The organism is Chryseobacterium sp. JM1, from assembly GCF_000737715.1.
Lineage (GTDB): Bacteria > Bacteroidota > Bacteroidia > Flavobacteriales > Weeksellaceae > Chryseobacterium.
Map to the genome: position 1 here is coordinate 442,182 of NZ_JPRN01000005.1, position 14,894 is coordinate 457,075.

At 37.1% G+C, this 14,894-nt stretch carries 18 protein-coding genes and 1 tRNA gene; 11 read left to right on the top strand and 8 right to left on the bottom strand.

Annotation, left to right across the window (positions count from 1 at the left end):
* Positions 1-89: 89 nt before the first annotated feature.
* Both IW22_RS11650 and IW22_RS11655 read left to right on the top strand, forming a co-directional pair.
* Positions 90-1,511, top strand: a complete 1,422-nt coding sequence (locus tag IW22_RS11650) for a sugar MFS transporter (protein WP_034726707.1) — start codon at positions 90-92, stop codon at positions 1,509-1,511.
* Positions 1,512-1,655: 144 nt separating this feature from the next.
* The gene (locus tag IW22_RS11655; protein WP_034726708.1) at positions 1,656-2,015 is read left to right on the top strand and encodes a DUF4260 domain-containing protein; all 360 of its coding nucleotides are present in this window, start codon (positions 1,656-1,658) and stop codon (positions 2,013-2,015) included.
* 448 nt (positions 2,016-2,463) lie between these two features.
* Here IW22_RS11655 and rpsO read toward each other — a convergent pair whose 3' ends face one another.
* The gene (rpsO, locus tag IW22_RS11665) at positions 2,464-2,733 is read right to left on the bottom strand and encodes a 30S ribosomal protein S15 (protein ID WP_034726714.1); all 270 of its coding nucleotides are present in this window, start codon (positions 2,731-2,733) and stop codon (positions 2,464-2,466) included.
* Positions 2,734-2,907: 174 nt separating this feature from the next.
* Between rpsO and IW22_RS11670 the strand changes: the two genes are divergently transcribed.
* The 7 genes from IW22_RS11670 to IW22_RS11680 all read left to right on the top strand — a co-directional run bounded on the left by IW22_RS11670 (position 2,908) and on the right by IW22_RS11680 (position 7,037).
* The gene (locus tag IW22_RS11670) at positions 2,908-3,459 is read left to right on the top strand and encodes a hypothetical protein (RefSeq protein ID WP_034726716.1); all 552 of its coding nucleotides are present in this window, start codon (positions 2,908-2,910) and stop codon (positions 3,457-3,459) included.
* Positions 3,460-4,070: 611 nt separating this feature from the next.
* Entirely contained in the window at positions 4,071-4,223 is a 153-nt protein-coding gene (locus IW22_RS24365; RefSeq protein ID WP_156122694.1) for a bacteriocin-like protein, read from the top strand.
* A gap of 38 nt (positions 4,224-4,261) precedes the next feature.
* Complete coding sequence (locus IW22_RS24370) at positions 4,262-4,405, top strand: hypothetical protein (protein ID WP_165571879.1); 144 nt, start codon at positions 4,262-4,264, stop codon at positions 4,403-4,405.
* Between the two features lie 36 nt (positions 4,406-4,441).
* Positions 4,442-4,582, top strand: a complete 141-nt coding sequence (locus IW22_RS24375) for a bacteriocin-like protein (RefSeq protein WP_156122695.1) — start codon at positions 4,442-4,444, stop codon at positions 4,580-4,582.
* Between the two features lie 34 nt (positions 4,583-4,616).
* Positions 4,617-4,781 (top strand): bacteriocin-like protein, encoded by a 165-nt coding sequence (locus tag IW22_RS24380; protein WP_156122696.1) that lies wholly within the window; start codon positions 4,617-4,619, stop codon positions 4,779-4,781.
* A 173-nt stretch (positions 4,782-4,954) separates the two neighbouring features.
* Positions 4,955-6,277, top strand: coding sequence for a magnesium transporter (gene mgtE / locus IW22_RS11675; protein WP_034726718.1), 1,323 nt, complete (start codon positions 4,955-4,957; stop codon positions 6,275-6,277).
* Positions 6,278-6,299: 22 nt separating this feature from the next.
* Entirely contained in the window at positions 6,300-7,037 is a 738-nt protein-coding gene (locus tag IW22_RS11680) for an ABC transporter substrate-binding protein (RefSeq protein ID WP_034726720.1), read from the top strand.
* Between the two features lie 255 nt (positions 7,038-7,292).
* Here the strand turns inward: IW22_RS11680 and IW22_RS11685 are convergent, their stop codons facing one another.
* Both IW22_RS11685 and IW22_RS11690 read right to left on the bottom strand, forming a co-directional pair.
* Entirely contained in the window at positions 7,293-7,742 is a 450-nt protein-coding gene (locus IW22_RS11685) for a GAF domain-containing protein (RefSeq protein WP_034726722.1), read from the bottom strand.
* A 13-nt stretch (positions 7,743-7,755) separates the two neighbouring features.
* The gene (locus IW22_RS11690; RefSeq protein ID WP_034726724.1) at positions 7,756-9,183 is read right to left on the bottom strand and encodes a hypothetical protein; all 1,428 of its coding nucleotides are present in this window, start codon (positions 9,181-9,183) and stop codon (positions 7,756-7,758) included.
* A 54-nt stretch (positions 9,184-9,237) separates the two neighbouring features.
* On the opposite strand from IW22_RS11690, the gene IW22_RS11695 reads away from it, so the two are divergent.
* Together IW22_RS11695 and IW22_RS11700 are read left to right on the top strand one after the other, a co-directional pair.
* Positions 9,238-10,005, top strand: a complete 768-nt coding sequence (locus IW22_RS11695) for an MBL fold metallo-hydrolase (protein ID WP_034726726.1) — start codon at positions 9,238-9,240, stop codon at positions 10,003-10,005.
* A gap of 75 nt (positions 10,006-10,080) precedes the next feature.
* Positions 10,081-10,160 (top strand) — tRNA-Leu (locus IW22_RS11700).
* 266 nt (positions 10,161-10,426) lie between these two features.
* Here IW22_RS11700 and IW22_RS11705 read toward each other — a convergent pair.
* The 5 genes from IW22_RS11705 to IW22_RS24005 all read right to left on the bottom strand — a co-directional run bounded on the left by IW22_RS11705 (position 10,427) and on the right by IW22_RS24005 (position 14,847).
* Positions 10,427-10,702 (bottom strand): hypothetical protein, encoded by a 276-nt coding sequence (locus IW22_RS11705; protein ID WP_034726728.1) that lies wholly within the window; start codon positions 10,700-10,702, stop codon positions 10,427-10,429.
* 6 nt (positions 10,703-10,708) lie between these two features.
* On the bottom strand, positions 10,709-13,099 hold the full coding sequence (locus tag IW22_RS11710; RefSeq protein ID WP_034726729.1) for a hypothetical protein: 2,391 nt from the start codon (positions 13,097-13,099) through the stop codon (positions 10,709-10,711).
* Between the two features lie 424 nt (positions 13,100-13,523).
* Positions 13,524-13,799, bottom strand: a complete 276-nt coding sequence (locus IW22_RS11720) for a DNA-3-methyladenine glycosylase family protein (RefSeq protein WP_228384033.1) — start codon at positions 13,797-13,799, stop codon at positions 13,524-13,526.
* Positions 13,800-13,842: 43 nt separating this feature from the next.
* Positions 13,843-14,088: a hypothetical protein gene (locus tag IW22_RS24635; RefSeq protein ID WP_228384034.1), complete on the bottom strand. Its 246-nt coding sequence runs from the start codon at positions 14,086-14,088 to the stop codon at positions 13,843-13,845.
* Between the two features lie 39 nt (positions 14,089-14,127).
* Entirely contained in the window at positions 14,128-14,847 is a 720-nt protein-coding gene (locus tag IW22_RS24005; RefSeq protein ID WP_165571880.1) for a 4'-phosphopantetheinyl transferase family protein, read from the bottom strand.
* Between the last annotated feature and the right edge of the window lie 47 nt (positions 14,848-14,894).

Consider the following 14,894-nt stretch of genomic DNA (forward strand, 5'->3'; position numbering starts at 1 on the left):
CCTTATATTTGCCATGCTTCTCAAAATATATATGCAGCAGACGAAACAACTGAAAGAGCTAATAATTCTTTTCAAATAAATAAATGTTTATGATCAATAAAGAAGTGAAAACACAGAGCAGAAATTATACGATCCCGCTAATCACGATCACCCTGCTCTTTTTTATGTGGGGATTCATCACCTGTATGAATGATATTCTGATCCCCTATCTGAAACAACTTTTCAAACTCACCTTTTTCGAATCGATGCTGGTACAGTTCTGTTTTTTCGGAGCCTACTTTATCGGTTCCCTGATTTATTTCCTGATCTCTATTTCAAAGGGAGATCCGATTAATAAAGCGGGCTACAAAAAAGGAATTATGTTCGGTATTTTTCTCGCGGCCTTTGGCTGTGTCTTATTTTATCCGGCAGCTACTTTTTCCTATTATCCTTTATTTCTGGGGGCTTTATTTATTCTCGGACTGGGTTTTACAGTCCTTCAGATCACGGCCAATGCCTACGTTTCATTGCTCGGCAGCGAAGAATCTGCTTCCAGCCGTCTGAATATGACCCAGGCTTTCAATGCCTTCGGAACCACGATTGCACCGGTATTGGGAGGTCACCTGATCTTTGAATTTTTCTCAGCTCCGGACGGTTCGTTCAGCGCTGTAGCAACAAGAATTCCTTATCTGATTTTCGCCGGTATACTTTTATTGGTTGCCTTATTAATTTCAAGGGTAAAACTGCCTTCTTTCCAGACACAAGAAGAAGAAATTGTAAAAGGTTGGGGAGCTCTTGAGTTCAGCCACCTGAAATTCGGTGTTTTTGCGATGTTCTGCTACGTAGGTGGAGAAGTTGCTGTGGGAAGCTTTATTATCAGTTTTCTAGAGCAGCCTCAGATCATGGCTTTCAATGAGATCATCAGTAAAAATTATCTTTCTCTGTATTGGGGAGGGGCAATGATCGGGCGTTTTCTTGGCGCTATTTCTTTAAATCAGTCACTAAGCCAGAGTAAAAAGGCAATTTATATGTTGGGAGCAGCTGCTGCTGTTTTCCTTGTTATTTTCAGTATTGTAGATTTAAGTTTTGCACAGATCAGCTTTTTCATTGTATTTATCGTGCTTAATTTTATTGCTTTCTTTATCGGTAAAGCAGCTCCGGCAAGGACTTTGTCTATTTTCGCCGCGATCAATGTGGTACTTCTTATCTCTGCCATGGTTAATCAGGGTGAACTGGCGATGTACAGCATTTTAGGAATCGGGATTTTTAACTCCATTATGTTCTCCAATATCTATACACTGGCGATTTCCGGTTTGGGTAAATATACCAGTCAGGGATCTTCTCTTGTGGTCATGGCTATTTTGGGAGGGGCTATTGTTCCTATTTTCCAGGGCTATCTTGCCGATAAGTTCGGGGTGCAGCATTCATTTATTATTCCGGTATTCTGTTACCTGGTAATTCTGATCTTCGGAGCTTACTGTACAAAATATTTAAGCCATGTGGAAGCTACTGAAGCCAAATCCGGACATTAATATCAGATACTTAACCTATTTTAAAAATCAATACACGGTTTAATTATATAAAGTGAGATGTTTTATAACGTCTCACTTTATATAATTAAACCGTAACTTTTACATTCAATAAGACAGTTATCAGATCATCAATACTATATTATTATGAAGATTCAATTACAGCTTGAGTATTTTGCCTTTTTGACATTGGGAATCTTTGCATTCAGCCGTACGGAATTGTCCTGGTGGTGGTTTGCAGGCCTGTTCTTTGCTCCTGATATTTCTATGCTTGGATATGTCATTAATAATAAGGTTGGAGCATTTTTCTACAATCTGTTTCATCATCTTGGGGTGGCTATTGTGATCTATCTTGTGGGAACCGCTTTAAGTCTTCCTTACCTACAGATGATCGGAGCGATTATATTCTCACACTCGGCATTTGATCGAATTCTTGGGTATGGGCTGAAATATCCGGACAGTTTTCAGAATACCCATTTGGGAAAGATTGGAAAAGAGAAAAAGTAGTGAAGCAGATCTAAAGTCTATTTTACCGGACAAAGGTATTAACCACAGATTGCACGGATTTACACAGATGATTACGTTGATTCTGATGAAGTCAATGGATATCATGATATTTAAAAAAGTTCACGCAGATTATCAGATTATAGAGATGAGGCAGATTTTTTCGGAAAAGAGAAAAGTAGTATAGCAGATATAAAGTCTATTTTACTGGACAGAGGTATTCCCCACGGATTTACACAGATGATTACGTTGATTCTGATGAAGTCAATGGATATCATGATATTTAAAAAAGTTCACGCAGATTATAGAGATGACGCAGATTTCTACTTTTGTTAATGTACTCTATCCGTATCATCTGCGAGAGCTCCGAATGATTAGAAAAGATAAAAAGTAACGGCATAAAAAAAAGCAACCTCTTTCGAAGTTGCTTTTATTTGAAAATCTTTGTAGATTATTTTCTTAAACCTAGTTCAGCAATAATTGCTCTATATCTTGCGATATCTTTGTTTTTAAGGTAATCTAGTAAACTTTTTCTCTTACCTACCAATTTCACTAGAGATCTCTCTGTGTTGAAATCGTGACGGTTAGCCTTTAGGTGTTGAGATAAGTGATTGATTCTGAAAGTGAAAAGAGCGATTTGTCCTTCAGCACTTCCTGTGTCTGTTGCAGATTTTCCATGTTTTGAGAAAATTTCCTGCTTTTTTTCTGTTGTTAAGTACATTCCAATATTGTTTAATGATTATTATGTAACGGGTGCAAAATTACAACTATTTTTTAATTCAGCAAAACATTATTGATTCCATGTATCAAAATTGATAGAAAAAAATGTTAAAAATTTCTTAATAAATTGTATGTCATCCAACGAAAAGGCAGTAATTTTGCATACGAATTACAAATGAGAAAAATTATATTCTTTACAGCAGTCAGCACTTTTTTACTGGTCGGCATTATTTCAGTGAAAGCACAGAAAAATTCGGACAACAAAGTAAAAAAAATCCTATACTTCAATCCCGAGGTAGAGCCTGATATTGAGGAAATTAAAGAACCCACCAACCATGCTTTCTTCAGTGCGGTTTCGGATAATTTCAGCGGCAGAAGAAATAAAATGCTCAGAGCCGAGGTTCAGATACCCTTCGACAGCATAGAAAAACAAACCATCACGGATTACTGTGTCAATAATGATGCAGATTTTGCTATTGTTCCCAAAGTAAGATATTTCAAAGTAGGCATCGGAAAATATGTATTTTCCAATCAGGTCGTGGTCAGCATGAAACTTTTTGATGCCGAAGGAAATCTGGTCACTGAATCAGATTACGACACCTACCGCAAAAATATGCGTCTCCTGGGTTCCACTGAAAACTCTATCAAAATAGGGACAGACGGAGCAATCAAGGGTATTTTGAAAAAACTCAGAAAGCTTAAGCCTGCGGCTGGAACAGAGCTTTAAAAGTGAATGGTCAATTATTGGTGGATAGTAAGATTCACAATTGACAATTGACGATTCACTATTCACAGTATTTCAATGTTCTCAACGTCAATGGTCAATTATTGGTGGATAATAAGATTCATATTTGACGATTCAATATTCACAATATTTCGATGTTCTCACCGTCAATGGTCAATTCTGCTGCGCAGGTCAATAGTCAATTATTGGCGGGTATTGAAATTCACATTTGACAATTCACTATTCACAATATTTCGATGTTCTCAACGTCAATGGTCAATTTTGCTGCGCCGGTCAATGGTCAATTGGTGGAGGATAGTAAGATTCACAGTTGACGATTCACTATTCACAATATTTCGATGTCCTTCGACCGTCAATGGTCAATTCTGCTGCGCAGGTCAATGGTCAATTGGTGACGGATAGTAAAATTCACAATTGACAATTCACCATTCACAATTTACCTCCGTTTATAAGCACATTCTCGCAGTCATCTTTTTACGCAAAAATTAAAAAAACCTCCAAACACACTGATTACTAGTTAAATATTTTCATCATATAGTGAATAATATAATATTTTTTACTATTTTAGTTTGACAAATTAAAACTTATCCAATATGAAAAATTTAAAGAAGCTCAACAGAGAGCAACAGAAACAAATTAATGGAGGTGCTATTAACAGATGCAACAATACCAACAGACCTTGTTCTATAGGATGGTGCTGCAACGGAGTATGCTCACCTTATGCATGTATTGATCCGGAGCTTTAAGGATCACATCTTTTATCTTACTATTTAAATCAATGGATATGAATCACTTAAAGAAACTCAACAGAGAACAGCAAAGCCAAATCAACGGCGGAGCTGTCAACAGATGTAATGCAACCAGGCCCTGTACCATTGGATGGTGTTGTGCCGGAGTTTGTAGACCGTTTGCATATATTGAATTTTAAGTGTCTTATCTTTTTATTAAATTAAAATTATTAAATATGAAAAATCTAAAGAAACTCAACAGAAAGCAGCAAAGTCAGATCAATGGCGGAGCTTTTCAAAAATGCAGTGTAACAAGACCGTGCTTCATCGGTTTTTGCTGCCAGGGTGTTTGTATGGAATACGATTGTATAGAATAAATACAGATTTTTATTACTAATCAAAACTATTGACATGAACAATCTCAAAAAACTCACCAGAAAAGAGCAACAGAATATCAACGGTGGCGGAATGATCAAAAAATGTCAGACCCATACCCAATGTGGATTCGGAGAATGCTGTGAAGGTGGTATGTGCCTGCCCTCCCCCTACCCTATGTGCGGACCTATTCTAGAATAATATAGGGATTTATGCATTAAAATTTAATTTTTGAACATCCGCTCCGGCGGGTGTTTTTCTGTTTTAAAAGATGTTCTAAACTATTTTAAACTTTAATTAATCCTTAATTTTGCGGCTTTACTTCATAGTCTTAAATTTTTGAATTATTTTTGCATATCTTAAAAAATCACGTTTTGAATTCCAGAGACGAACTTATCTTTAATCCTGCCGATATCGCCGAAACTCTTAGCAATCTTCATGCTGACGAGAGGCTTCTGGCATTTTTGAAAGTTCCGAAAGAATACAAAGCAGAAGTTTTCTCCCACCTTGACCCTGATTTCCAGGAGGATACTATCAGAAGTATCGGAAGCGAAGAGGTTTCCGAGATCCTGAACGGCATGACTCCGGATGACAGAACTGCCCTTTTTGAGGACTTTCCTGATGAGCTGATCAAGTATTCCATCAACCATCTTAATCCGCAGGAAAGAAGAATTGCCCTGAAACTTCTGGGTTACAATTCGGATTCTATTGCCCGTCTGATGACGCCTTATTACATCCAGATCCGTAAAGAATGGACCGTAAAGAGATGTCTTCAGCAGATCAAGAAGGTCGGAAAAAGAGTGGAAACCATGAACCACCTGTATGTAGTGGATGAGAGAAACCGCCTGATCGATGATATTGCTTTGGGAAGCCTTTTACTCGCCGAGGAAGACACATTGATCTCGGACATGACGGATAATCATTTTGTGGCGATTACTACAATGACTTCAAAGGAAGATGCGGTAACGTATTTTGAAAAATATGACCGAACGGCCCTTCCCATCATCACGGAAGCCGGCGTTCTTGTAGGGATAGTAACGATTGACGATATCCTTGACCAGATCGAGCAGCAGAATACGGAAGATATTCAGAAATTCGGGGGTCTTGAAGCGTTAGATGATCCTTATACGCAGACTTCTCTGGTGGAGATGATCAAAAAAAGAGGAACATGGCTGATTATCCTTTTCTTCTCAGAAATGCTGACCGCTTCTGCGATGGGTTATTTTGAGGATGAAATTCAGAAAGCTGTTGTTCTTGCTTTGTTTGTCCCGTTAATTATTTCCAGTGGAGGGAATTCCGGATCTCAGGCTGCAACGCTTATTATCCGTGCTATGGCTCTTCAGGAGATCGGTCTTAAAGACTGGTGGTATGTGATGAAAAAGGAGATTTTTACCGGACTGGCTCTTGGTAGCATTCTTGGTGTTATCGGCTTTTTAAGGATTATGGTATGGCACGAAGCCGGTTTCTTCAATTACGGAATGTACTGGCCTTATGTAGGCTTAAGTGTAGGGGTTTCTCTTGTGATGATCGTTCTTTGGGGAACACTTTCGGGCTCTATGGTTCCTTTTATTCTGAAAAGGTTAAACCTTGACCCTGCTACTTCTTCTGCTCCGTTTGTCGCTACTCTGGTGGACGTTACCGGACTTATTATTTATTTTTCCGTAGCCGGACTTTTCCTGACAGGAAAACTTTTGTAATTTAGGCAGACAAAGTCTGAATATGAAAGTTGTTTCTTTAGTCCCCTCTATCACAGAGGCGTTATTTGATCTTGGCCTTACTGAACATGAAGTCATTGGCAGGACAAAATTCTGTATCCATCCCGAAAATAAAGTAAAAAATGTAGCCGTTATCGGAGGTACAAAAAATATCAATATTGATAAAATAAAAGCTTTACAGCCCGATGTTATTCTCGCCAATAAAGAGGAAAACATCAAAGAACAGGTAGAAGCTCTGATGAATGATTTTAAAGTGATAGTTACCAATGTAGAGACCATTGAAGACAACTATTACCTCCTGAAAATGCTCGGAAACACCTTTAATAAAGAGGAAAGAGCACAACAGTTCAATCTCAAGATCTACGATGTTTTAGAACAGGCCAAACTGGATTATCCGGTAAAAGCCGCTTACCTCATCTGGAAAAATCCTTATATGACGATCGGATCCGATACTTTTATTCATAAAATCCTGGCCGAAATAGGTTTTGAAAATATTTTCAAAGATCAAACCCGGTATCCGGAAATTCAAATGGAAGATCTTGCTGATGCGGATGTTATCATGTTGTCTTCCGAGCCTTTTCCTTTCAAAGAAAAACATATTGAGGAAATGAAGGCGTTCTACCCCGATAAAAAGATTATGATCGTGGATGGAGAGGCATTTTCCTGGTATGGAACCCATATCGCAAAATGTGGAGATTATTTTAAAGGATTACTGGCGGAAATTCATGCTATGCAACGATAGTATTTTAACCACAAAAGAGGCAAAAGTTTTTAGACACTTAAGTTTTTTTGTAAGTTGCCATACAAGCCGTAAAGAAGACCACTTAAGTTCTCCGAAAATCAAAGATTTTCATATTGACCAACGAGGCTCTTCAAACCAAATATTTCAATACCCCACACCACTGGCGGCTGAAGTACTCGAAGCCACCAGTTTGCACAAAAAAAGCTCCGACTTTACATCGGAGCTTATATTTTATATTTCTTACTGAAATTTCAGTTACAAAATCTTGGAAACTTCATTACAAAGCCATTCCAGAAGTTCACGGTCTTCAGCTGTGAACGGATCCACAGTATGAGAATCAATATCAATCTGACCGATATTTTGACCGTCTTTGAAGATAGGAACTACAATCTCAGCTTTTGTATCAATAGAACAGCTCAGGTAATTGCTTTCCTGGTGAACATCCGGCACTACGAATGTCTCATTGGAAACGGCAACCTGCCCGCAAATTCCTTTTCCGTAAGGGATGATGGTATGATCTGTAGGTGCTCCCACGTAAGGGCCTAATTTCAGCTCATCTTTATCTCCGTTCTTAAAGTAGAATCCTGTCCAGTTGAAGTAAGAAATTTCCTGATCCAGCAGGTGACATACTTTCTGAAGCTTTTCTTCTGTATTATGTTTTGGACTTTCAAGAATAGAGGAAAGTCTTTTCTTTATTTCTGACATATTATTTTATGTTTTAGGAGAATTGTTTGAAGGAAAGCTCTTCTTTGTAGCCGAACATTCCACGTTCTTTTATCATTTCTGCAACGCCTTCCGGAACCTGGTTTTCCCAGCCTGTAACGCAACATGCGATTTTTCTTAAGATCTCTCTTGAATAAATTCCAAGGTACTCAGGATTGTGATTCGTGATATCCACAATACGGTTGTTGTGTTTGAAATATTTGTAAAGCTCTTTTAGGTTTTCTTCCACTTTAAGGTTTGAAGAATCCAGTAATTCATGCGTTTCAGGATCTTTGTAAGGATAAAGATATACCCTCATTCCGTTTCTGAAGAACTTTCCGAATGCTTCCAGGATTCCTCCTGAAAGATCTTTATAATACTTTTCATCGAATACCATCAGAAGGTTATTTACTCCCATGGCTACGCCGATATCTCCGCTGGTGTACGATGCAAAATAATCGATGAGCCTGTAGTATTCCGAGAAGTTTGAAATAATAACAGTATATCCCAGTTTTCCGAGGATATCTACCCTGTCCATAAAGTCTCTTTCATCAATATCTCCATCCGCCCTAAGATTTGAAATCGTGATCTCAATCAGAACTTCTGTTTCTTCATGGGTACAGATCGCATCTTTCTGGAACATCTCAAGGCCGTTTTTAAGCATATCGATATTCACCTTCGTTACGGGTCTGAAACTTCCTCTTACCGCGAAAATATTCTTCTTATACAATACATCGGCAGGAAGCATATTGCTCCCCTGAGAATTGAAGATCACCGCATCCGTCATTCCATGCTTCACAAGCTGAAGTGACATCAGTCGGTTATCAACATAGTCGAAAGCAGGTCCGCTGAAATCGATCATGTCAATTTCAAGACCGTCTTTGGCAATGTCGTCGTATAAAGATTCGATTAAGTTTCGTGGATTGTCGTAGTAGTTGAAAGCTCCGAAGATAAGGTTTACCCCAAGGTTTCCTAAAGTTTCCTGCTGTAAGGTGGCATCATTTTCATTAAATTTTACGTGGATCACGATCTCGTTGTAATCTTCGTTTTCTTTGGTCTGGAAACGGATTCCTACCCAGCCGTGGCCTTTGAGTGTTTTGTCGAAATTAATCGTGGTTACCGTGTTCGCATAAGAAAAAAACTTTCTGTTCGGATTGTTTTCCCTTGAAATCCTTTCTTCGATCAGCGCTACTTCATACCGGAGCATTTTACGGAGTCGGTTTTGGGTGACATACCTGTTTTTCGCTTCTTTTCCGTAAATGGCATCACTAAAATCTTTGTCGTAAGCAGACATCGCCTTAGCAATTGTACCGGAAGCCCCTCCTGCTCTAAAAAAGTGACGAACAGTCTCCTGCCCTGCTCCAATTTCTGCGAAAGTACCATAAATAGTAGGATCTAGATTAATTGTTAATGCTTTTTGTTTAGGAGTTAGTTTCTGATACATTAGGACGTAAAATTTTTCGTAAATTTACCAAAATTAAACCAACCTCAAAAGAAAATGAAGTTGAAATTTTTAGGAACCGGTACTTCCCAAGGTGTGCCCGTTATAGGCTGTACATGTGAAGTATGTACTTCCGAAAATCCCAAAGACAAGCGTTTCCGCTCCTCAGTAATGATTACTACAGAGGAAAGCAGAAAAATACTGATCGATTGCGGACCGGATTTCAGAGAGCAAATGCTCCTTAATCATGAACATAATGTAGACATTGCACTTCTCACCCACGAACACAATGACCATGTGATCGGGCTTGATGATATGCGTCCGCTGATTTTTAAAAGTGGAAAAAATATGCCTCTTTATTGCTATGAAAGGGTTGGACATGAGGTTAAGAAGCGTTTTCCCTATGCTTTTGCTGATGTGAGATATCCGGGAGCTCCGGCCTTCGATCTTCACGAAATTGAAAATAAGCCGTTCCATGTTCTGGATACGGAGATCACGCCTATTGAAGTGATTCACTATGAAATTACGGTTTTCGGGTACAAGTTTAAAAATCTTGCGTACATCACCGATGCCAATTTCATTTCAGACATAGAAAAAGAAAAATTACAGAATCTGGATGTGCTGGTTTTAAACTGCATCAGAAAATTTGACCCGCATCCTGCCCATTTTATCCTTCCTGACGTCATCGCCCTGTTTACAGAGCTTAAGCCTAAAAAATTATTTTTAACCCACATCAGCCACCATCTGGGACTGCATGATATTGAAGATAAGGATCTTCCGGAAGGAATGCATCTGGCGTACGATGGTTTGGAGATAGAATTTTAAAATTTTTCTCTCAAAAAGCTTTTGAACATTGAAAAAAGTTTATATATTTGCACACCAATTTAAAACAAACATCAAGCCCAGGTGGCGGAATTGGTAGACGCGCTGGTCTCAAACACCAGTTCTTAGGAGTACCGGTTCGATCCCGGTCCTGGGTACAAAAAACCTCTGAAATCTTTTGATTTTCAGAGGTTTTTATTTTTATGATTAAAAGGGAATTAGAATTGACGAAATCAAGTTTATTTTCCGATGCAAAGAAAATTATGATTTGACAGATAAATACTTTCGCTTCTACCGCATTTACAGCTTTATTATTTAAAATATAAAATCATATCTTATTACAGTTGGATAATATTTATACTTATTTTATGATGCTTTTCTCACTTGTAGACATAAAAAGCAGCCCGAAGACTGCTCAATATCACTACTCTAATATTTTATCCAATATTAGTTGAGCTTCTGATACTGAAATTTTACCTAGAGTTTTTATTATCAACAATAATGATGTTGGTGTAGTTTCAGATTTAATTAACTTCAATTCCCTAATAATGTCGTTTTGATTATTTACTCTTTTGAAAATAACACTAATAAAAGCATATTCTTTTTCATCTGACGAAAAATCTTTTAACATTTCATCTAATCCTCTATTATTAATTTTTTTCTGATTATTTTGCGTAGAAATTTTTATTATATCTTCCATAATATATTATTTGTAAAATTCAACATAAATTTTTGTGTGGGGAGGAGTCGGAGGAGTCAATTCCTGTATAATAACCTTTTCATATCCCTGCTCTAATGCCCTTTTTCCTGTCCATGTTTCAAATGCAGCTTTTTCAGCTGTCATTCCTTGCTGTATCGCATTATTAAAAGCAGTAACATTATCACTAGCTCCAGACCACAATCCTCTAATTCCTTTAAATGTAATTTTTCTAATTTTCAAATGTTCTATCAAAGCATTAAAAACTTGTTTTCCCGTAATTTGTGTGCTTAATCCTTTTCGGTATATCCCAAATTCTAAAAATCCTTCTCCATTAATTTCTACTAATCCTACTAATTCATCTGTTAATAAATCTTTGAAGTTGTAAGATCCATCTTTAAAAAGAATATCGCAATTTTCAGGAAGAAATTTATTAAATTTATTTAACAAATCCTCCAAATGTTTTATCGCCGCCTCTTCTCCCATTTCTTCCAACTCCCGGGCAAAGGTTGCAACTGCTTTTTTACTCCCTTTAAATACCGTAAACCCTTTATATTCCAGTCTTGTTATAAAGTTTCCATAAGGAATATTCATTGGGGCTGCGGTCGATTGGAAGCCAAGTTTAGGTTTTAATCCAAGATTTCCTAACGTTTCAGCAGTTTCTCTGCTAAAGCCAAGTCCTAAAAACTCTGCAGCTTTGGAAAGTTTATATCTTGCACTTAAAAACCATTTTTCCAGTTCATCCCAAACTTTCTTTAAAAAATCCCAAAAGGCTTTACCTCCTTTTGAAAAAAGCTCCAATAAAGCACTTACTGCTTTATATGCCTGATCTTTTCCATACTTTGCCACTGCGGAAATTGCCGCTCCCACTTCTTTGTTTACTGCTCCTATAATTTCGGCCACTTTACCCAGCCCGGCCACTTTCAGAACCTGCGTATAAGGTATAAAAAAGCTCATTATAAAAGCAATACCACTTCCTGCCATATAAGAAACTCTTACCCAGTCATAATCTTCTTTATGATGTGCCTTACAAAAATCCAACATCTTGCGGTACATCTCTGTAGCCGCATTTCCAAGATTTTCCCAAAACTGACCACCAAATAGAAAATCATAAATATTATCCAGAGTTTCCATTGCACCCTGAAAATCCAAAACAGCATTAAAAGGGACTTCTAAAATTTCTCCTACAAATTTAAAAAGAGAAGATATAAAATCGACAAGGCCATTCCATAATCCGCAACGGAAGGCAACCCATATCTGCATTTTCCCTGCAAGGAAATCCCCCAGTTCACTGTCTACGAGTCTATAAACAGCTTCTATCTCTTCTGTAACAAAATTGTTATAATAACGGATAAATTTCTTTATTGCATTCGAGTATTTTTTTATATATTCTTCAAAAATATTAGGAGTAATATCATGGAGATCCAATCCTTTTTTATCCACAAAAAGCTTATCAATCTCATTAACCAAATCATCTGAAATGGTGATTTTTTTGAGAAGGTTGTCTTTGTCAAAAAAATAATCTTCGCTTTGAGTATCCCAGAAATCATCTGAGATTTTAAGATAATCCAACCCGTTTCCTATTTTGTTACAAACCCACCCTGTTGCTTTTGATGTGGAAAAAAAGTACAAAAGTCCCTGTTTAAGAGTCGTTAAAACATTCTCCAGTTTTACATTATCTTTTTCAACATTCCCTTTTTCAAGAAGTTCTTTTACAATATCTGCCTCAAATCCTGTTTCCTTTGATAAAGTACCCATTATTGAAGCATTGAAAAACCTTTCATCCAGTTCTCCATCTTTATTGTAAAACTGTTTTTTCACCAATGGAGAAATTTTTGCATAAAGTTTTTTAGAGGAGAAAAAATCTTCATCACCTTCAATAAAAAAATAAATATCACTTTCTTCCAGTTTGGATGCATTATAAGCCTCACGGACCTTATTACCATCATCTGAAAAGAAAAAATAAACGGTAAACATTAGCTTTTCATCAGGATCCCGTACGCCGTTAAGGTTTTTATCAAAAAAAACATCCAGATAAGTATATAGATAGCGATCCTTGGTTGTTTTTTTCAGATCATTTATTACGGTTAAATTTCCCTTTTGTTCTATTTGTGCATCTATAAAATAAGATTTCTTAACGGCTGATGCTGTTTTACTGTTATTAGCAGGTCTTACCTGTAACAGTGGACTCACATTGCTCATTCCTCTTACATTTTCTCCCAGCTGAATCGGTTGAGCCACTCCACTTGTGGTACTAAGAAAATCCTGAAAACTTTTATTACTCTGGTGCATTAAGGACGAAAAATCTAAAAGATTTCCATTTTGCAATTCTGTGAGAGGTGATTTTTGTGAAGTGTCATCAAAATCCTGTATTTCATCTAAGTAATCCTGAAAACTCATTGTATTTTATTTTTTTGGTTAAACATTCTTTTTCCTTCTCCTCTGCCAGCCAGGCAGAGGAAACTGTATAATTTCCAGGAAAAATTTTTATTACATTTTCATGATTTGAAGGCTCTTTTCAGTAGAATCACTTCAGGTTTTAGCCTTATTTTTTTAGGTGGTCTGCAGACTGTAATACGTCCACCATGAGTTTCAATTTTGAGTTTCATTTTCTGTGTATTTCTATAATGCAAATATCCATCAGGGAAACGACAGAACTCGTCGTATAAAATAATTATTAAAAATTTCTGCCATTTTTTTGTCATATCACTGAACTCTTCAAAAAGAAATTGTAAAATCAAATGGACCAACAAACAATCCATATTACATGGCTGCAATATGGATCGTTTGTAGTTTTGTATAAAAATCAGTTTTTTTGTTTTCTCTACTGTTTAGTTTTCAGATTGGAAAGATAATAATGCCAAAGCATCATCGAAGCTACGGAACGGAAGGGTTTCCATTTTTCGCTGATCTCCAGAATTTTTTCTTTAGCAGCACTTTTTGGAAGCTGTTTTAAACGTTTTACAGCATTCACAGCAGCCAGATCTCCAATTGGAAAAATATCTGTTCGCTGAAGGGTAAACATCAGATATACATCTACCGTCCAATTGCCGATTCCTTTTAGATTCACCAAAGTTTCCCGGGCTTCATCATTTGACATTTTCGACAGGTTTTCCAGGTTAATTTCTCCTTTCACAATAGCATTAGCCAATCCTTTGATGTAGGCATTTTTTCTGACGGCTTACATAACATTCTCTCATTTCTTCATCACTTAATTCAAGAATATTTTCAGGAACAATTTCTGTAAGTTTTTCTTTTAATTTATGTAACGTGGCCAAAGCTGATGCTAAAGAAACCTGTTGTTCCAGAATAATATGAACGAGGGGTTCAAAAGTATTGGCACGCGTCCACATCGGAGGATACCCGTGATTTTCCAGAATTAATTTCAAATCACTAAAAAGTCTGAGAAAATTATTGAAAGATATTTGTTAAAAAAATAACCGTTTAATTGCTGCTCTGTCTAAATCACTTTTCCCGGGCAGAACAATAGACCACGCGTGCCCTTTTGAGATCCATGATACGGATTTATACTGTGGAAAATTAATAAAGCTGCCAACCATAATTTCTTCTTTGCGTTCGATATTATCAATTTCAAATAAATGGAAAGGAGTCATCAGCCCTGTTTTCAATACTTTAGATAAAGCTTCTTTAATCGTCCATAAAACAGTAAGACCGTGATCCATATCTACCTCCATCAAAGGGAGCTTTTTCCGCTCATTAGGCGTAATGATTCCTTCGATAGCTTCAGTTTGACCGGCCTTGAAAGCCTCTACATCTACTCCCATTGGATGTGCTTCCGGAAAGATGAGCGCTATAGCCACTTCTGTGGTGTGAGAGATACTGAGCTGTATATTTCCGCCTTCAGCCAAATACAATACAGGCTGTTGAAATATTCCGCGACCTACCCATACATCTGTTGGAACAATATCATCCATGAAAGTACTCAAAGCCATTTTAGCGGCGTATCTTCCCAAAAGATAACTTTTCTGCACTTCAGGCAGTTTTAAGGTGTCAAAAAAAATCAGTTCTTTTTCATGAAGAAATGAGTGACGTATTTCCTTGAGCTGAGTAAGTGAATCTTCCACTATCGCAACAGTAGCAGGAAATAATCCATGTACTCTTTGCAAAGCCAGTTTTTCAGTTATCATTTTATGTTGTCGGGATAAATTCATTACCAATAAAAGTATAAAAACAA